The sequence below is a fragment of the Hydrogenophaga sp. LT287 genome (assembly GCF_055702805.1).
Genome location: NZ_JBVPZC010000005.1, coordinates 96545 through 112798, shown reverse-complemented (window position 1 = coordinate 112798; position 16254 = coordinate 96545). Strand labels below are relative to the sequence as shown.

General features: G+C 61.8%; 20 protein-coding genes. 5 read left to right on the top strand and 15 right to left on the bottom strand.

The window, feature by feature from the left end; translation table 11 throughout:
• Nucleotides 1–111: 111 nt before the first annotated feature.
• The 8 genes from atpD to AC0GNR_RS06440 form a co-directional block, all read right to left on the bottom strand.
• Nucleotides 112–1518 carry a F0F1 ATP synthase subunit beta gene (gene atpD / locus AC0GNR_RS06475; RefSeq protein WP_439112167.1) on the bottom strand — a complete coding sequence of 469 codons (1407 nt, stop codon included), beginning with the start codon at nt 1516–1518 and terminating at the stop codon, nt 112–114.
• 38 nt (nt 1519–1556) lie between these two features.
• Entirely contained in the window at nt 1557–2423 is an 867-nt protein-coding gene (gene atpG / locus AC0GNR_RS06470; protein ID WP_472900146.1) for a F0F1 ATP synthase subunit gamma, read from the bottom strand.
• A gap of 31 nt (nt 2424–2454) precedes the next feature.
• Nucleotides 2455–4011 carry a F0F1 ATP synthase subunit alpha gene (atpA, locus tag AC0GNR_RS06465; RefSeq protein ID WP_472900145.1) on the bottom strand — a complete coding sequence of 519 codons (1557 nt, stop codon included), beginning with the start codon at nt 4009–4011 and terminating at the stop codon, nt 2455–2457.
• Nucleotides 4012–4065: 54 nt separating this feature from the next.
• Nucleotides 4066–4596, bottom strand: coding sequence for a F0F1 ATP synthase subunit delta (locus AC0GNR_RS06460; RefSeq protein ID WP_472900144.1), 531 nt, complete (start codon nt 4594–4596; stop codon nt 4066–4068).
• Between the two features lie 48 nt (nt 4597–4644).
• On the bottom strand, nt 4645–5115 hold the full coding sequence (locus tag AC0GNR_RS06455; protein WP_439112171.1) for a F0F1 ATP synthase subunit B: 471 nt from the start codon (nt 5113–5115) through the stop codon (nt 4645–4647).
• Between the two features lie 126 nt (nt 5116–5241).
• Complete coding sequence (gene atpE / locus AC0GNR_RS06450; protein WP_291088794.1) at nt 5242–5487, bottom strand: F0F1 ATP synthase subunit C; 246 nt, start codon at nt 5485–5487, stop codon at nt 5242–5244.
• 79 nt (nt 5488–5566) lie between these two features.
• Nucleotides 5567–6436, bottom strand: a complete 870-nt coding sequence (gene atpB / locus AC0GNR_RS06445) for a F0F1 ATP synthase subunit A (protein WP_472900143.1) — start codon at nt 6434–6436, stop codon at nt 5567–5569.
• Between the two features lie 26 nt (nt 6437–6462).
• Entirely contained in the window at nt 6463–6894 is a 432-nt protein-coding gene (locus tag AC0GNR_RS06440; protein WP_472900142.1) for an ATP synthase subunit I, read from the bottom strand.
• Between the two features lie 216 nt (nt 6895–7110).
• Here AC0GNR_RS06440 and AC0GNR_RS06435 point away from each other — a divergent pair, with 216 nt between their 5' ends.
• Genes AC0GNR_RS06435 through lipA form a run of 4 tightly spaced genes read left to right on the top strand, consistent with a single transcriptional unit; the run spans nt 7111 to nt 10063 of the window.
• Nucleotides 7111–8022 carry a D-amino acid aminotransferase gene (locus AC0GNR_RS06435; RefSeq protein WP_472900141.1) on the top strand — a complete coding sequence of 304 codons (912 nt, stop codon included), beginning with the start codon at nt 7111–7113 and terminating at the stop codon, nt 8020–8022.
• A gap of 10 nt (nt 8023–8032) precedes the next feature.
• The gene (locus AC0GNR_RS06430; protein ID WP_472900140.1) at nt 8033–8317 is read left to right on the top strand and encodes an HP0495 family protein; all 285 of its coding nucleotides are present in this window, start codon (nt 8033–8035) and stop codon (nt 8315–8317) included.
• Nucleotides 8318–9007, top strand: a complete 690-nt coding sequence (gene lipB / locus AC0GNR_RS06425; RefSeq protein WP_472900139.1) for a lipoyl(octanoyl) transferase LipB — start codon at nt 8318–8320, stop codon at nt 9005–9007.
• Between the two features lie 27 nt (nt 9008–9034).
• The gene (gene lipA, locus AC0GNR_RS06420) at nt 9035–10063 is read left to right on the top strand and encodes a lipoyl synthase (RefSeq protein ID WP_472900138.1); all 1029 of its coding nucleotides are present in this window, start codon (nt 9035–9037) and stop codon (nt 10061–10063) included.
• Nucleotides 10064–10077: 14 nt separating this feature from the next.
• Here the strand turns inward: lipA and AC0GNR_RS06415 are convergent, their stop codons facing one another.
• Nucleotides 10078–10431, bottom strand: a complete 354-nt coding sequence (locus AC0GNR_RS06415; RefSeq protein ID WP_472900137.1) for a carboxymuconolactone decarboxylase family protein — start codon at nt 10429–10431, stop codon at nt 10078–10080.
• 106 nt (nt 10432–10537) lie between these two features.
• Between AC0GNR_RS06415 and AC0GNR_RS06410 the strand changes: the two genes are divergently transcribed.
• Nucleotides 10538–11377 carry a DMT family transporter gene (locus tag AC0GNR_RS06410; protein WP_472900136.1) on the top strand — a complete coding sequence of 280 codons (840 nt, stop codon included), beginning with the start codon at nt 10538–10540 and terminating at the stop codon, nt 11375–11377.
• Between the two features lie 3 nt (nt 11378–11380).
• Here the strand turns inward: AC0GNR_RS06410 and gloA2 are convergent, their stop codons facing one another.
• From gloA2 to AC0GNR_RS06380, 6 genes are all read right to left on the bottom strand, one after another.
• On the bottom strand, nt 11381–11776 hold the full coding sequence (gene gloA2 / locus AC0GNR_RS06405; RefSeq protein WP_472900135.1) for an SMU1112c/YaeR family gloxylase I-like metalloprotein: 396 nt from the start codon (nt 11774–11776) through the stop codon (nt 11381–11383).
• A 13-nt stretch (nt 11777–11789) separates the two neighbouring features.
• Nucleotides 11790–13541 carry a phosphoenolpyruvate--protein phosphotransferase gene (gene ptsP / locus AC0GNR_RS06400; RefSeq protein WP_472900134.1) on the bottom strand — a complete coding sequence of 584 codons (1752 nt, stop codon included), beginning with the start codon at nt 13539–13541 and terminating at the stop codon, nt 11790–11792.
• Nucleotides 13542–13620: 79 nt separating this feature from the next.
• Nucleotides 13621–13890, bottom strand: coding sequence for an HPr family phosphocarrier protein (locus AC0GNR_RS06395; protein WP_472900133.1), 270 nt, complete (start codon nt 13888–13890; stop codon nt 13621–13623).
• On the bottom strand, nt 13859–14305 hold the full coding sequence (locus tag AC0GNR_RS06390; protein WP_472900132.1) for a PTS sugar transporter subunit IIA: 447 nt from the start codon (nt 14303–14305) through the stop codon (nt 13859–13861). Before AC0GNR_RS06390 ends, AC0GNR_RS06395 begins: the two co-directional genes overlap by 32 nt.
• Nucleotides 14306–14314: 9 nt before the next feature.
• The gene (locus tag AC0GNR_RS06385) at nt 14315–15568 is read right to left on the bottom strand and encodes an MFS transporter (protein WP_472900218.1); all 1254 of its coding nucleotides are present in this window, start codon (nt 15566–15568) and stop codon (nt 14315–14317) included.
• 92 nt (nt 15569–15660) lie between these two features.
• Nucleotides 15661–16233 (bottom strand): hypothetical protein, encoded by a 573-nt coding sequence (locus AC0GNR_RS06380; protein ID WP_472900131.1) that lies wholly within the window; start codon nt 16231–16233, stop codon nt 15661–15663.
• Between the last annotated feature and the right edge of the window lie 21 nt (nt 16234–16254).

The following is a 16254-nucleotide window of genomic DNA, read 5'->3' as shown; positions in this document are numbered from 1 at the left end:
TAAAAAGTCGGGTTCAAGCGAATCTAGGGAAGTCCGGCTGGTCATGGGGCGAGAAACTTGGGTTTGAACCCTTTCACCCTCCGAGCCAACCGGATGTCCGATCAGACCGCTTTAGGCGACTTTTTTGGCCTTCTCAAACGCTTCGTCGATCGAGCCAACCATGTAGAACGACTGCTCCGGCAGGTGATCGCACTCACCAGCGGTGATCATCTTGAAACCGCGGATGGTTTCAGACAGCGGCACGTACTTGCCCGGGGAACCGGTAAACACCTCGGCCACGTGGAACGGCTGCGACAGGAAACGCTGGATTTTCCGGGCACGGGCCACGGCCAGCTTGTCTTCAGGTGCCAGTTCGTCCATACCCAGAATGGCGATGATGTCGCGCAGTTCTTTGTAGCGCTGCAGGGTATTCTGCACGGCGCGGGCAGTTTCGTAGTGCTCCTGACCGACAACCAGCGGGTCCAGCTGGCGGCTGGTGGAGTCCAGTGGATCCACAGCGGGGTAGATACCCAGCGATGCAATGTCACGCGACAGCACCACAGTGGAATCCAGGTGGGCGAAGGTGGTAGCAGGAGACGGATCGGTCAAGTCATCGGCTGGCACGTAAACGGCCTGAATGGAAGTGATCGAACCGACTTTGGTGGACGTAATACGCTCCTGCAGGCGGCCCATTTCTTCGGCCAGCGTGGGCTGATAGCCCACGGCGGAAGGCATACGGCCCAGCAGTGCGGACACTTCGGTACCGGCCAGCGTGTAGCGGTAAATATTGTCCACGAAGAACAGCACGTCACGGCCTTCGTCGCGAAACGACTCTGCAATGGTCAAACCGGTCAGCGCAACGCGCAGGCGGTTTCCTGGAGGCTCGTTCATCTGGCCGTACACCATAGCCACTTTGGACTCACCCAGGTTCTCCAGGTTCACCACGCCAGAATCGGCCATCTCGTGATAGAAGTCGTTGCCCTCACGGGTACGCTCACCCACACCAGCGAACACGGACAGACCGCTGTGGGCCTTGGCGATGTTGTTGATGAGTTCCATCATGTTCACGGTCTTGCCCACACCGGCGCCACCGAACAGACCCACCTTGCCGCCTTTGGCGAACGGGCAGATCAGGTCAATCACTTTGATGCCGGTTTCCAGCAGTTCCTGCGAAGGCGACAGATCGTCATAAGCCGGGGCCTTGCGGTGAATGGGTGCCGTCAGCGTCTGGTCCACCGGACCACGCTCGTCGATCGGTGCGCCCAGCACGTCCATGATGCGGCCCAACGTGGCCTTGCCCACGGGCACGGTGATGTTCGCGTGGGTGTTGGTCACCAGCATGCCGCGGCGCAGACCGTCAGACGAACCCAACGCAATCGTGCGCACCACGCCGTCGCCCAGCTGTTGCTGGACTTCCAGCGTCAGGGCGGAGCCTTCCATTTTCAGAGCGTCGTAAACGCGCGGCATCTCGTTGCGCGGAAACTCCACGTCCACGACGGCGCCGATGCACTGAACAATCTTGCCTTGTACTTGAGACATGATGGATACCTTTTAATTTCTCTGAATTCTGTTGAACGTCAAACCGCTGCAGCACCGGCCACGATTTCCGAAAGTTCTTTCGTGATCGCAGCTTGACGGGTCTTGTTGTAGACCAGCTTGAGTTCGCCGATGACGCTACCCGCGTTGTCGGTAGCCGCCTTCATGGCGACCATGCGAGCGGACTGCTCCGAGGCCATGTTTTCTGCAACCGCTTGGTACACCTGTGCTTCAACGTAGCGCAGCAGCAGCTCGTCGATCACGGCAGGTGCATCGGGCTCGTACACATAGTCCCAGTCGCGGCCACCCGCGTTGTCCTGCAACTCACCGGCGTTCAGGGGCAACAGCTGCTCAATGACCGACTCCTGCTTCATCGTGTTGATGAACTTGGTGTAGCAGAGGTAGACCGCATTAACGCGGCCTTCGGTGTACGCGTCGAGCAACACCTTGACGGGGCCAATCAGCTTGTCCAGGTGGGGCGTGTCGCCCAGGCCTGTCACGCTGGACACGACCTTCGCGTTGATGCGGTTGAGAAAGCCCAGCCCTTTGTTGCCAATGGCCACGGCCTCCGCGCCCACGCCTTGCGCCTGCAAGTCCTTGAGCTGGTTGGTCACGGCACGCAACACGTTGGTGTTGAGACCGCCACACAAACCCTTGTCGGTGGTCACAACGACAAAACCAGCGGTCTTGGCGTTGTTGGTCTGCATGAACGCGTGCGCATACTCCGGATTGGCCCGGCTCAGGTTGCCAGTGATCTGGCGCACTTTCTCGGCGTAAGGCCGGGCCGCACGCATGCGTTCCTGCGCCTTGCGCATTTTGGAGGCGGCGACCATCTCCATGGCTTTGGTGATCTTCTTGGTGTTTTCCACCGATTTGATCTTGCCGCGTATTTCCTTGCCTGCTGCCATTGCTGCTCCTTTATCGGGTCAATGGGCCGGATCAGTACGTGCCGGTTTTCTTGAACTCGGCAATGGCGGCCGCCATCTGGGCTTCAGCGTCCTTGTCCATGGCCTTGTCGGCTTCCAGCTTGGTCAGCAGGGCCACGTGCTTGTCCTTCAAGAACGCGTGCAGGCCGTTTTCGAAGGCCAAGATTTTCTTGACTTCGATGTCGTCCATGAAACCCTTGTTCACGGCAAACAGCGTGGACGCCATCAGACCGATCGACTGCGGGCTGTACTGAGCTTGCTTCAGCAACTCGGTCACGCGGGCACCGCGGTCGAGCTGCTTGCGGGTGGCTTCGTCCAGATCGGAGGCGAACTGCGCAAACGCAGCCAGTTCACGGTACTGTGCCAAGTCGGTACGAATACCACCGGACAGGTTCTTGATCAGCTTGGTCTGGGCAGCACCACCGACGCGCGACACCGAGATACCGGCGTTGATGGCGGGGCGGATACCGGCGTTGAACAGGCTGGTTTCCAGGAAGATCTGGCCGTCGGTGATCGAGATCACGTTGGTTGGCACGAACGCAGACACGTCACCGGCTTGCGTTTCAATGATAGGCAGCGCGGTCAGCGAACCGGTCTTGCCTTTGACTTCACCCTTGGTGAAGGCTTCGACGTAGTCGGCGTTCACGCGAGCAGCGCGTTCCAGCAAACGGCTGTGGAGATAGAACACGTCGCCAGGATAGGCTTCGCGGCCTGGTGGGCGGCGCAGCAACAACGACACCTGACGGTAGGCCACGGCCTGCTTGGACAGATCGTCGTACACGATCAGGGCGTCCTGACCACGGTCGCGGAAGTACTCGCCCATCGTGCAGCCAGAGTAGGCCGACAGGTACTGCATAGCAGCAGATTCAGAGGCCGAAGCAGCAACGACAATGGTGTAGTCCATCGCGCCGGCTTGCTCCAGGGCACGCACCACGTTCTTGATCGACGACGCCTTTTGGCCAATCGCGACGTAAACGCAGGTCATGTTTTGACCCTTTTGGTTGATGATGGCGTCGATAGCCACAGCCGTTTTACCGGTCTGGCGGTCGCCAATGATCAGCTCGCGCTGACCACGGCCCACGGGCACCATCGAGTCGATCGACTTCAAGCCGGTCTGCACCGGCTGGTCCACCGATTTACGGGCGATCACACCGGGCGCAACCTTTTCGATCACGTCGGTCATTTTGGCGTTGATCGGGCCTTTGCCGTCGATCGGAGCGCCCAAGGCATTGACCACGCGGCCAATCAGCTCGGGACCGACCGGCACTTCCAGAATGCGGCCCGTGCACTTCACGGTTTCGCCTTCGGAGATGTGCTCGTATTCACCCAGAATCACGCAGCCGACGGAGTCGCGCTCGAGGTTCAGCGCCAGACCAAAGGACGGCACGCCGTCTTTGTTGGCCGGGAATTCCAGCATTTCGCCCTGCATCACATCGGACAGGCCGTGGACGCGGACGATACCGTCGGTCACCGACACCACGGTGCCCTGGTTGCGCACATCGGTCGATGCGGCCAGTCCCTCAATGCGGGACTTGATCAGTTCAGAGATTTCGGCGGGATTGAGTTGCATGACTCTTTCCTTCTTTCGTTAAATGTGATGCAGGCGCGCCCGGGGATCGAGCCGTCAGGCCGTCAGGGCAATTTTCATTTGTTCCAGGCGGGCTTTGATCGAGGTGTCAAACACCTCGTCACCCACCACAACGCGAATGCCACCGATCAACTCGGGCTGCAGTTCAACCTGGAGGTTGAGCTTGCGACCGAAGCGTTTTTCGAGCACACCCGACAGATCGGCCAGCGCAGCGCTGTCCAGATCGAAAGCGCTGTAAACCACGGCGTCAAACGTACCCTGCTGCGCGTTTTTCAAGACGCGGAACTGGGCAGCGATTTCGGGCAATGCAGCGAGACGACCGTTGTCGATCACCGTGCGCAAGAAGTTGCCACCCATCTCGGGCAGCTTGCTTTTCAGCACGCCAGCGATGAGGTCAAACACCTGGGCAGGCGACGATTTGGGGCTGTCCGCAAACTGGCGCAGCTGATCGTTTGAAGCCACGGCGGCCAGCTCGTCGAGCCAGACCGCGGTCGTGGCTGCGTCGGCTGTGGCAGCCTGGAACAGCGCTTCCGCGTAAGGGCGGGCAATGGTGGCAATTTCGGCCATGGTTTACCTTTGGATGCCTCTAGACGATACCGACTGGGTTGCGGCGAATCAGAGCTCGGTCTTCAGGCGACCCAGCAACTCGGCGTGAACGCCGGCGTTGACTTCGCGCTTGAGGATTTGCTCGGCGCCCTTGACAGCCAGCGCAGCCACTTCTTCTCGCAGAGCTTCGCGGGCCTTGACGACCTGCTGCTCGGCTTCTTGACGGGCTGCGGCGACGATCTTCGAGGCCTCGTCGGTGGCCCGACCTTTGGCTTCTTCAATCAAGGTTTGCGCACGGCGCTCAGCATCGGCCAGGCGGGTAGCAGACTCGTTGCGCGATTTGCTCAACTCTTCTTCCACCCGCTTGTTGGCGCCAGCCAGTTCGGTCTTGGCTTTTTCGGAAGCCGCCAGACCTTCGGAAATCTTCAACGCACGCTCATCGAGCGCTTTGGCAATCGGGGGCCACACGAATTTCATCGTGAAGAGCACCAGGATCGCAAAGACGATGGCCTGCGCAAAGAGGGTTGCATTGATATTCATCGCAACGCCTTTCTGTGTGTTAACAAGAGTGGTGACGCACTTGCCGCCGCGAAGCGCCAGGTGTTGCAACGGAGGTCAGAACCTCGCATCACACACCCACGGCGCCGCGCTGGGCAGCAAACCCAATTACAGCGTGAAGGGGTTGGCGAAAGCGAACAACAGAGCGATAGCCACGCCGATCAGGAAAGCGGCATCAATCAGACCGGCCAAGATGAACATCTTGGTCTGCAGGTCGTTCATCAACTCAGGTTGCCGGGCCGAGGCTTCCAGAAATTTGCCGCCCATCAGCGCAATGCCGATGGATGCGCCAATGGCGCCCAGACCAACGATAAGACCGCAAGCCAGTGCGACAAGACCCAGAACGTTTTCCATGATGACTCCTATGAGATGAACGAAAGTTAAGAAAGAAACAAACGAGAGAGAAAACCAGAGCGCGACCGTTCAGTGCGCTTCAGTGAGCGTCATGCGCTTGCCCGAGATAAATCAGGGCCAGCATCATGAAAATGAACGCTTGCAAGGTAATGACCAAGATATGGAACAAAGTCCAAACCGTGCCAGCGATCACGTGTCCGACGAAGAAGAGTCCACCGCCGAGCGACAAGGCACCGTAGGCACCGAGCAACGCGATCAGCATGAACACCAGCTCACCAGCGAACATGTTGCCAAACAACCGCATGCCGTGGGAAACCGTTTTGGCCACGAACTCGATCATTTGCATCAGGAAGTTGACAATGCCCAAAAGCAGTGCCCAAACAGGATTTTTGCTGGTGCCGAAAGGTGCGCTGACCAACTCATGCGCCCAGCCGCCCAAACCTTTGATCTTGATGTTGTAGTAGAGGCACAGAAGCAACACCGAAACAGAGAGACCCAGCGTGGTCGAAAGGTCAGCCGTGGGCACAACACGCATGTAGTCTTTGAATCCCATCGCAGGTCCGGCGGTGTGCCAGATGGTTGGAATCAAATCGACCGGAATCATGTCCATGAAGTTCATCATGAAGATCCAGACGAACACGGTCAACGCCATGGGCGCTATCAGTTTGCGGCTGTTGGCGCTGTGGATCACCGACTTGGCTTGACTGTCCACCATTTCGACCAGCAGCTCGACCGCTGCCTGGAAGCGACCCGGCACGCCGGCAGTGGCCGACCGCGCTGCTTTCCACAACACGAAGCACACGAGCATCCCGAGCAACGAACTCACGACCACGGAGTCGATGTTGATCACCGAGAAGTCCACAATGGACTCCTGCTTGGAATTGGTCAGGTGAACCAAATGGTGGCGAATGTATTCGCCGGGGGTTAGAACGTTACCGTCAGCTGCCATTTTTATTTCACCGATCTGTCGGAAATTTAACCGTTTTCATTCGTACGGCGGGACTGAATCCAGAAACCCAACCAGTACACCTTCAGCACCACCACCAAGCCGGCCAAGAGGCCAAACCAATTCAAATCCGGGACCGCCGAAGGTGCCAGCCACAACATGGCCACCACCAACAGCACTTTGACACCCTCCCAAAACAGGAGGCCGGCAAACGCCGCCTGCGCAAAGCCCGAGGTGAGTCTGGACAATGCGCTTGATGTCAATCCGTAGGCCATCAGGGCCGACGGAATCACAACCGAAGCTGCACCATATAAAACCGACCAACCCACCGACGCCGATTGCGTCAGCGACCAGCCCAGCAAACCGACACCGAGCCCAGCCAGCAACTGCGCACCAACCAAGCGCCAGACAGACAGAACCGGCTGACTGGCTCGCCACTGCTGCGCTTCTTCGCGCGTCAAGGGCTTGAATTCAGGCTCTTGCGCCCCATCTTCCCATTCGTCTTGCTGTGTCGCCTTCGACTCAACCGGTGGCATTGTCGTCATGGCAAATTACAAGCAGGTTACAAACGCGAGAGGTCCCGCAAAGCCGCTCATTATACGTAGAAACCCCATGAGGTCGTCAAGCCCCTTGGGCACGATTCTTGTGCGCGCGGGTGCCAGCCGATAATTCACCCCATGAACTCAATGGCCCAGGGCGATGCGCCCATCCTTCCCAACTCTCTCTGTTACCTGAACGGCGACTTCAGCCCCGTGTGCGACGCCAAGGTGAGCGTGCTCGACCGCGGCTTCATTTTTGGCGACGGCGTGTATGAGGTGCTGCCTGCCTACAACGGACACATTTTCCGGCTTGACGAGCACCTGGCCCGCCTAGACCGTTCGCTCGCCGAACTGCGCATTCCCAACCCGCTCTCGAATGAAGCTTGGCTCCAGATTGCCCAGCGGCTGATCGACGATCTGGCGAACACCACGGGCGCACCCAACCAGTTGATTTACATCCAGGTGACCCGAGGCGTCGCCCCGCGAGACCATGTGATGCTGCCGGGCTTGAAGCCCACGGTGTTTGTGATGTGTGGCGAGATGAAACTGGCCAGCGTTGCGCAGCGCACGCAGGGCGTGGCGTGCGTGACCGCGTCCGACTTCCGGTGGGAGAAGGCCCACATCAAAAGCACCAGCCTACTGGGCGCGGTATTTGCCCGGCAGATCAGCGCGGACGCTGGCGCGCTGGAAACGGTGATGTTTCGGGGTGATTTTTTGAGCGAGGCGGCTGCCAGCAATGTGTGGGTGGTCAAAAACGGTGTGGTCATGGGGCCACCCAAAGACAACCTGGTGCTCGAAGGCATTCGTTTCAACCTGATTGAGGATATTTGCCGCGAACAAGGCATTCCTTTCGAGTTGCGCCGCATCACCCGCGCGGAGGTGCTGGACGCAGACGAACTCATGCTGTCATCGGCCACCAAAGAGGTGCTGCCTGTGACCCTGCTGGACGGTGCGCCGGTAGGCCACGGCGCTTCGCGTGGACTGCCAGGCCCTGTTTACCAGCGCCTGTACGAGGTTTACCAGACGGCGAAAGCCAACCCGTCCATCTGAGGAGCGCCGCATGGACATACCACCGGATATCCCACCAGAGCAATCGCTGATTATTTACCCATGCCACTTCCCCATCAAGGTCATGGGTGCCAATGCCGAGGGCTTCTTGCCGGCCATAACGAACGTGGCGCGAGCGTTTGACCCCAGTTTTGACGAGGCCACGGTGGAGCAGCGCCCAAGCAAGGCGGGCAACTACATGGGCCTTACCTTGTCGGTGCATGTCACAAGCCGCGAACAGCTCGATGAGCTGTACCGCACGCTGACCACGCACCCCATGGTCAAGATCGTGCTCTGAATGGATCTGCAGTTTCTCGGCCGGGTGGACTACGCCCCCACCTACGAGGCCATGCAGGCCTTCACGGCGGCCCGTACCACCGACACGCCCGACGCACTCTGGGTGTGCGAACACCCGCCGGTATTTACCCAAGGCCTGGCCGGCCGTGAAGACCACCTGCTGGCACCCGGCGACATTCCGGTGGTGAAAACCAACCGCGGCGGCCAGGTGACTTACCACGGGCCAGGCCAGGTGGTCGTTTACCCGTTGATCGACCTGCAGCGAGCCGGCTATTTCGTCAAGGAGTACGTTTACCGCATTGAAGAGGCCGTCATCCGCACGCTGGCGCATTTCGGTGTGACCGGCCATCGGGTGGCCCACGCGCCAGGCATCTACGTGCGGCTGGAAGACCCGACCAGCCACGCTCTGCTGCCCCAGCGGCCGCAAAAGAAGCTGCCTGGTGAGTCGACAGAACCCGATTTCACCGGCTTGGGCAAAATTGCCGCGCTGGGCATCAAGGTCAGCCGCCACTGCACGTACCACGGTGTGGCGCTGAACGTGGCCATGGACCTTCAACCCTTCTGGCGCATCAACCCCTGTGGTTATGCTGGCCTGCAGACAGTGGACCTTTCTACAATCGGGGTTGCCGTTTCATGGGATGAAGCGGCCCAGGTTTTGGGCAAGAAGCTCCAGACCACCCTCACGCCCTGACACAACCGCGCGTATCGCGCCCACGCCATGACCAGCCCCGACACCCCCACGGCCGCCACATCCAGCACGTCCAACACCGTGCGCGAAGCGCAGTCTGCCGCCCAATACGACGCCACCGCCAAGCAGAAAAGCCAGGCCAAGACCGCGCGTATCCCGATCAAGATCGTGCAGGCCGAGGTGCTCAAAAAGCCCGAATGGATTCGCGTCAAGGCAGGGTCACCCACGACGCGCTTTTACGAAATCAAGGACGTGCTGCGCGCCAACAAACTGGTGACCGTTTGCGAAGAGGCCAGCTGCCCCAACATTGGCGAATGTTTCGGCAAGGGCACGGCCACCTTCATGATCATGGGAGACAAATGCACGCGGCGCTGCCCGTTTTGCGACGTGGGCCACGGCCGCCCGGACCCGCTTGACGTGAACGAGCCCGACAACCTGGCCAAGACCATTGCGCAGCTCAAGCTGAAATACGTGGTGATCACCAGCGTGGACCGCGACGACCTGCGCGACGGCGGCGCCGGCCACTTTGTAGCCTGTATTGAAAAGACCCGCGCACTGTCCCCGCACACACAAATTGAAGTGCTGGTGCCCGACTTTCGCGGCCGGGACGACCGCGCGCTGGAGATTTTGAAAGCCGCGCCACCCGACGTGATGAACCACAACATGGAAACCGTGCCGCGCCTGTACAAAGAAGCGCGGCCGGGTTCGGACTACGCGTTCAGCCTGAACCTGCTGAAGAAATTCAAGGCGCTGTTCCCCCATGTGCCCACCAAGAGCGGCCTGATGGTCGGCCTGGGCGAAACGGACGAAGAGATCCTGGATGTGATGCGCGACATGCGCGCGCACGACATCAACATGCTCACCATTGGCCAGTACCTGGCGCCCAGCGGCCACCACCTGCCGGTGCGCCGCTATGTGCACCCGGACACGTTCAAGATGTTCGAAGCCGAGGCCTACAAAATGGGCTTCACCCACGCCGCCGTGGGCGCCATGGTGCGCAGCAGCTACCACGCTGACCAGCAGGCCCACAACGCACTGAACCCAACGCCGGCCGCCTGAGGCCAAGGGCTTTTTCAGCCCTTGTTGGGGTGCATCTTGTCCCAGGCCGTGATGGCTTCGGCGGCGTACATCAGCGCCGGACCACCCCCCATGTACACGCAGACGGCCAGCATTTCCTCCAACTCGGCGCGGGTACATTCCAGGCGGTGCAACGCCTTCACATGAAAGCCAATACAGCCTGAGCAGCGCTGCGTGACGCCAATGGCCAGCGCAATCAGCTCCTTTTGTTTGGCACTGAGCACGCCGTCGGTGATGGCAGCCTTGGCGAGCGCACCAAACCCGGCCATGGCCTCGGGCTGCGCCTTGCGAAACGGCGCCAGGCTGTCGTTGATGTCTTGAATCAGACCACTGTGATCGAAGGTGCTCATGTCATGTCCTATGCAATTTAAAAATACCCATTGGAGTATCTGAGATGGTGGTGCTTTTCGGCTTTGTTCTGGATCAACCCGCGGTGCAAAACAACGGAGCCCGCCCATGAGCGCCAACCTGCTGGCGCTGGGCGCCATTGCGCTGTGGGCCTCGCTGGCTGCGCTTGGGGTTTCGCTGTCGCATGTACCGCCTTTTTTGCTGACTGGACTGGCCTTGCTGGTGGGCAGCGTGATTGCCCTGCCGCTGTCGCGGTTTGACTTTCGCCAGTGGCGCGTGCCGCTATCCACGCTGGCCATTGGGGTGTATGGCCTGTTTGGCTTTCACTTTTTGCTGTTCATTGCGCTTCGCCACGCGCCACCGGTGCAAGCCAATCTGGTGAACTACCTCTGGCCGCTGGGCATTGTGGTGATGGCGCCGCTGTTTCTGCCGGGCATGTCGCTCACGTTGCGGCACGTGCTGGCCGCCCTGCTGGGTTTTGCCGGCGCAGCGCTGGCCATCCTGGGTGGGCGCGGTGGCAGCGCCGACGCGGTGTGGGCCTGGGGCTACATTCCGGCACTGGGCTCGGCATTCATCTGGGCCAGCTACTCGTTGCTCACAAAGCGGGTGCGCAGCTTTCCCACCGCCGCCATTGGCAGCTTTGCGCTGGTCTCGGGGCTGCTGTCTTTGCTGTGCCATGCCTGGCTGGAGCCCGCCACCGCGCTGTCGGCACGCGACTGGGGGCTGATTGCGCTGATGGGCCTGGGCCCGCTGGGCGGTGCATTTTTTCTGTGGGACGCGGCACTCAAGCGCGGCGACGCACGGCAGATCGGGGTGCTGAGCTTTCTGACGCCGCTGCTGTCCACGCTCACGCTGCTGTGGGTGCGCGGTGAAACCCCCAGCCTGTCGGTGGCGCTGGCGGCTGTGATGATCATCGGTGCTGCGGTGCTGGCCACGCGCACGCGCTGAGCTTCAGGCGGTGCGGCCGCCCTCGTAGAGTTCTAGCGGCAAACCATCCGGGTCGGCGAAAAAGACGAAGCGCTGACCGGTGTATTCATCCACGCGAATGGCTTCGACAGCCACCCCCTTGGCTTCCAGATCGCGCTTGCACTCGGCAACGTCTTGCACCGCAAACGCCAGATGGCGCAGGCCTTGCGCTTCGGGGTAAGACGGGCGCGGTGGCGCGCCCGGAAATGAAAACAGTTCGATCTGCGAACCGTCGGGCAGTGCCAGATCCAGTTTCCAGCTCTGGCGCTGCGCGCGGTGGTGCTCGGCAAGCACCGTCAGCCCCAGCAGCGCGGTATAAAAATGCTTGGACCGCGCATAGTCCGAGGCGATGATGGCCGCGTGGTGGATACCCAGGAGCATGGGGTTCGGGACGTCAATCGGCCATCAACGCAGCCGGGTCTTCGGCCACCAGCACGCTCTGCGCCCAGGTGGCGAGCTTGGCCGTGTCGCAACGCAATATTTGCTGCTTCACCGCCAAAATTTGCGACGGATGCATGGAAAAACTGCGCAAGCCCAAACCGAGCAACAGGCGCGTCATCGCCACATCGCCCGCCATTTCACCGCACACGCTCACGCCCTTGCCTTGGGCCCGCGCCTGCGCGATGGTGCCGGCCAACAGCTGCAGCACGGCCGGGTGCACCGGGTCATACAGGTGCGACACAGCCTCATCGGCGCGGTCAATGGCCAGCGTGTACTGGATCAGGTCGTTGGTGCCGATGGACAGAAAGTCGAAGTGCCGCAGAAACAGCGGAATGGTGAGCGCTGCGGCCGGCACCTCAATCATGGCGCCCAGGCGCACCGCGCCATACACCTGGCCACGCGCGTCCAGCTGCTCGCGGGCGCGCTGCACCAGCGCCAGCGTCTGGCGAATTTCGCTGGCGTGGGCCAGCATGGGCACGAGCAGATTGACCGCCCCGTGTGCGGCGGCGCGCAAAATGGCACGCAACTGCGCCAAGAACATGGCCGGATCGGCCAGGCTCCAGCGGATCGCACGCAAACCCAGCGCCGGGTTCAGGTAGTCGTCCACCGCGCGCGAGGCGCCACGGTCCAGCGGTTTGTCGGCACCCACGTCCACTGTACGAATGGTGACGGGCAAACCCTGCATCCCCTCAACCGCACGCCGATAGGCCTGGTACTGCTCCTCTTCATCGGGCAGTTTGCCGTTGCGCCCCATGAACAAAAATTCGGTCCTGAACAGGCCCACACCCACCGCCCCGGCCTTGAGCGCAGCCACCGCGTCTTCGGGTTGCTCAATGTTGGCCAGCAACTCGATCTTCTGGCCGTCCAGCGTCACAGCCGGGGTGTTTTTGAGGCGCGACAAGCGCTCGCGTTCTACCTCGCCCTGGCGCTGCTTGAAGCCATATTCAGCCAGCAGCACCGGCGATGGATCGATCACCACAACGCCCGCATCGCCATCGATGATGACCCAGTCGTCCTGCGCAATCAGGTGGCTGGCCGAGCGCGCGCCGACCACCGCCGGAATGTCCATGCTGCGTGCCACGATGGCGGTGTGGCTGGTTTTGCCACCGACGTCGGTGACAAAACCGGCAAACACGCTTTGCTTGAACTGCAGCATGTCGGCAGGCGACAGGTCGTGGGCAATCAGCACCAGGGGCACGTCGTTGCTGCTGTCGTGCGTGCCGGGCTGGGCGCCGGTGACCACGGGCGACACCATGCCCCGCATGACCCGCAACATGCGCTCGACCACCTGTTCCAGGTCGGCCTTGCGCTCGCGCAGGTAGGGGTCTTCCATTTCATCGAACTGGCGCGCGATCACCTCCAGCTGGCTGGTGAGCGCCCATTCGGCGTTGTAATGGCGCTCCACGATCCAGTGTTTGACGCCGCTGGTGAGTTGCTCGTCCTGCAGCAGCATGAGGTGCACGTCCAGCAGGGCAGAAAGCTCGGGGTGTGCGTCGTTGGAGCCCAGCGCACCCAGGCTGTGCTGCACGCGCTCGATTTCTTCTGCCACCGCGTTGCGGGCGCTGCGCAGCCGTTCAATTTCGGCCGGCACCTGCTCGGTGGTGACGAAATAGTGCGCCACGTCCATGCGGCTGGACGCCACGATGACCGCCCGCCCGATGGCGATGCCACGAGAAACCGCCTGACCGTGAACAGAAAAGCTCATGCGGACTCCTAGCCGGCAGACACAAGGTCAGAGGCCTGCGAAGCGGCGCAGCGCCTAAGCACAACCGCAGCAGCCACCATCATTCGCCCTCGCCGAATTTGTCGTTGATGAGGGCCACGAGCGCATCCATGGCCTGCTGCTCGTCGGCGCCGCTGGTTTCCAGCTCGACCTGGCTGCCCAGGCCCGCAGCCAGCATCATCACGCCCATGATGCTCTTGGCGTTGATGCGGCGCTCGCCGCGTGACATCCAGACCTCGCAGCTGTGGCTGCCTGCGAGCTTGGTGAGTTTGGCCGAGGCACGGGCGTGCAGCCCGAGCTTATTGCTGATGGTCACGGTGGTCTTGATCATGGGTGGCTCGTCTGGCCTGATTTTGGGGAGCGGTCACAGCCACCTGAATCACACCCTGCGTGGCGCCGATCATGGCGCGCGAGATCAGCGCGTCCAGCGACTCATGGCGGTACGACACGGTGCGCAGCAGCATCGGGAGGTTCACGCCAGTGATCAGCTTGGAGCGCACGCCGTCCACCAGCTTTTGCGCCACATTGCAGGGGGTAGCGCCGAACACGTCGGTCACCACCAGGGTGTTGGGTTGGCCCAATTGGCGCATCAAGGCGCGCGCCTGGGCCAGCGATTCTTCGGGCGGCATATTGGGTTGAACGTCCAGCGCAGCCACTGCCTCGGCGCTGTCTGGAAACACGTGCAACACGCATTCGCGCAAAGCCGAAGCCAGCGGCGCGTGGGCAATGATGAGGATGCCGTTCATGGCACCAGTTTAGCCTTGTTGCAAACCCGCGTTGCGGGCCTGCGAACGGACGTAAGGGCGGAGAAAGCCCAGGTAGGCCAGCACACAACACAGCAGAAAAACGCCCATCGCAGCGCGGTAGCGGTCGGGTTCGCTCCAGCCCAGTGCGCTGAACGCGTCAATCACGAGGCCAATGCCCCATTGCACCGCAAACACCCCGGAGAAGATGGCCAGGTTGTAAGCCGACAACGCACGGCCTGCGGCCTCGGCAGGCAAAGCCAGCGCCACCGCCGGCTGCGACAACGCCACAAAGGTGCTGCTGACGCAAAACAAGGCCCACAACGGCCAGCCCGCGCCGGCGCCCAGCAACACGATGGCCGCCAGCACACCCAGACTCAGCGGCAAACCCCAGGCAATCAGACGCTCGGCGCTCAGCCCTCGCTGCACCAGCCGGGGGTTCACAATGCCCCAGAGCCAGAACGCGCCCAGCATGGACAGGTTGATGCCAAACAGCCCGGCCGCCGACTGCTGCGGTGTGTAGCCCGCCACCTTCACCATCCACGGGCCAGCCCAGAGCGTTTGCACCGCCACCATGCCACCGTAGTTGACAAAACCAATCGGCAGCATCTGGCGAAAATACGGGTGCCGCCAGATCAGACCATAGCCCGGCGGCGTGGCGCTGGCTTCGTGCGGGAGCGGCCGCGCCACCGCTTGGCGCCAGGGTGGTACGGCCGCCGCAATGCCCGCCATGGACAGCACGATCAGCGCCGCCAGCGCCCAAAACAAACCCCGCCAACCCATCAAGGGCATGAGCCACTGCACGGGCAGCGTGGCGGCCACCATTCCCAGCGAGCCAGTCATGAGCATCCAGGAGTTGGCACGCATTTGCGCCGCCGGCGCCAGCCAGCGGCGGTAACCGGTGAGGGGCGCCATGAGGCAAGCGCTCACGCCCATGCCCGTGAGCACCCGCGCTGCCAGCAACCCCGAGAAACTGGTGGCCAGGGCAAAGGCCACACAACCCAGCACCGCCAGGCTCAGGAACGCAAGGATCACGCGGCGCGGGCCATGGCGGTCCAGCCAGTTGCCCAACGGCAACTGGGTGAGTGCAAAACCAAAAAAGTAACCGCCGGCCAACAAACCCAGGTCGCTGGCGTTCAGAGCCAGTTCCACACTCAAGGTGGGTGAAATCGTGGCGGTGATGGCGCGCACCAGCGCGGAGAAAAAATACGCCAGGGCGAACGACAGGAAAACGACCACCGCTGCGCGCAGGCCCAGCTGATCCACCGAAGGGCTTGGGCTGGGCGCGGACGCTTGCCGCACCGGCCCAGAGCGATGGGACGCGCTGGCTGCGCCGGGCAAATGGCGTTCGGGGCCGCTCATGGCAGTCTCAGCCCGTCAAAAAACGTGGTGACTTCGGCGTCGGGCAAACGGGTGCCGTACACCGCCGCCTGGTAAATCTGGCTACCCCGGGCGAAATACACCGCGCGCATCTGCACCGGACGGTTGTCGTGGGTGGTGCCCTGGGCCCTGAGGCCTTGCGCAGTGGACGCCCCTGGCACCCGCGCGTCCCACTGGGTTTGGGCGTCAAGCGCCAAAGCCGGGTCTAGCCGAATGGCGGCCAGCGCCGCGCCGCGCCACTGGCCCAGCGCCTCGGGTGCGCGCGCCGCATCGGGCAGTTCGGCCCAGGCCACGGCAAAGGTCAACCCGCCGGCGTCGCAGCTGTGCATGTGCAAGGTGGTGGGCGCGCCGCCCAGCGGCACCGGGCGTACGGCGCTCTCGGGTTTGCACGGCATGAGCGCCAGCAGGGGCGTGCCGTCGCTGCGCCATTCACGCCAATTGAATGTGGGACTGCAGGCCGACACAGCCCAGGCCAGCAGTAAAAAAGGCAACAGCCCGCGTGACACGGTACGGCTGGCGCGGGTCGCACCGGCCCGGTTGAAGAGCAACATGGAATTCCAGCAAGGGGGTGA

Coding starts and splice junctions, on each gene's coding strand:
- atpD (WP_439112167.1), bottom strand. CDS start 1,518: ATGTCTCAAGTACAAGGCAAGATTGTTCAGTGCATCGGCGCCGTCGTG.
- atpG (WP_472900146.1), bottom strand. CDS start 2,423: ATGGCAGCAGGCAAGGAAATACGCGGCAAGATCAAATCGGTGGAAAAC.
- atpA (WP_472900145.1), bottom strand. CDS start 4,011: ATGCAACTCAATCCCGCCGAAATCTCTGAACTGATCAAGTCCCGCATT.
- AC0GNR_RS06460 (WP_472900144.1), bottom strand. CDS start 4,596: ATGGCCGAAATTGCCACCATTGCCCGCCCTTACGCGGAAGCGCTGTTC.
- AC0GNR_RS06455 (WP_439112171.1), bottom strand. CDS start 5,115: ATGAATATCAATGCAACCCTCTTTGCGCAGGCCATCGTCTTTGCGATC.
- atpE (WP_291088794.1), bottom strand. CDS start 5,487: ATGGAAAACGTTCTGGGTCTTGTCGCACTGGCTTGCGGTCTTATCGTT.
- atpB (WP_472900143.1), bottom strand. CDS start 6,436: ATGGCAGCTGACGGTAACGTTCTAACCCCCGGCGAATACATTCGCCAC.
- AC0GNR_RS06435 (WP_472900141.1), top strand. CDS start 7,111: ATGAACTCAATGGCCCAGGGCGATGCGCCCATCCTTCCCAACTCTCTC.
- AC0GNR_RS06430 (WP_472900140.1), top strand. CDS start 8,033: ATGGACATACCACCGGATATCCCACCAGAGCAATCGCTGATTATTTAC.
- lipB (WP_472900139.1), top strand. CDS start 8,318: ATGGATCTGCAGTTTCTCGGCCGGGTGGACTACGCCCCCACCTACGAG.
- lipA (WP_472900138.1), top strand. CDS start 9,035: ATGACCAGCCCCGACACCCCCACGGCCGCCACATCCAGCACGTCCAAC.
- AC0GNR_RS06415 (WP_472900137.1), bottom strand. CDS start 10,431: ATGAGCACCTTCGATCACAGTGGTCTGATTCAAGACATCAACGACAGC.
- AC0GNR_RS06410 (WP_472900136.1), top strand. CDS start 10,538: ATGAGCGCCAACCTGCTGGCGCTGGGCGCCATTGCGCTGTGGGCCTCG.
- gloA2 (WP_472900135.1), bottom strand. CDS start 11,776: ATGCTCCTGGGTATCCACCACGCGGCCATCATCGCCTCGGACTATGCG.
- ptsP (WP_472900134.1), bottom strand. CDS start 13,541: ATGAGCTTTTCTGTTCACGGTCAGGCGGTTTCTCGTGGCATCGCCATC.
- AC0GNR_RS06395 (WP_472900133.1), bottom strand. CDS start 13,890: ATGATCAAGACCACCGTGACCATCAGCAATAAGCTCGGGCTGCACGCC.
- AC0GNR_RS06390 (WP_472900132.1), bottom strand. CDS start 14,305: ATGAACGGCATCCTCATCATTGCCCACGCGCCGCTGGCTTCGGCTTTG.
- AC0GNR_RS06380 (WP_472900131.1), bottom strand. CDS start 16,233: ATGTTGCTCTTCAACCGGGCCGGTGCGACCCGCGCCAGCCGTACCGTG.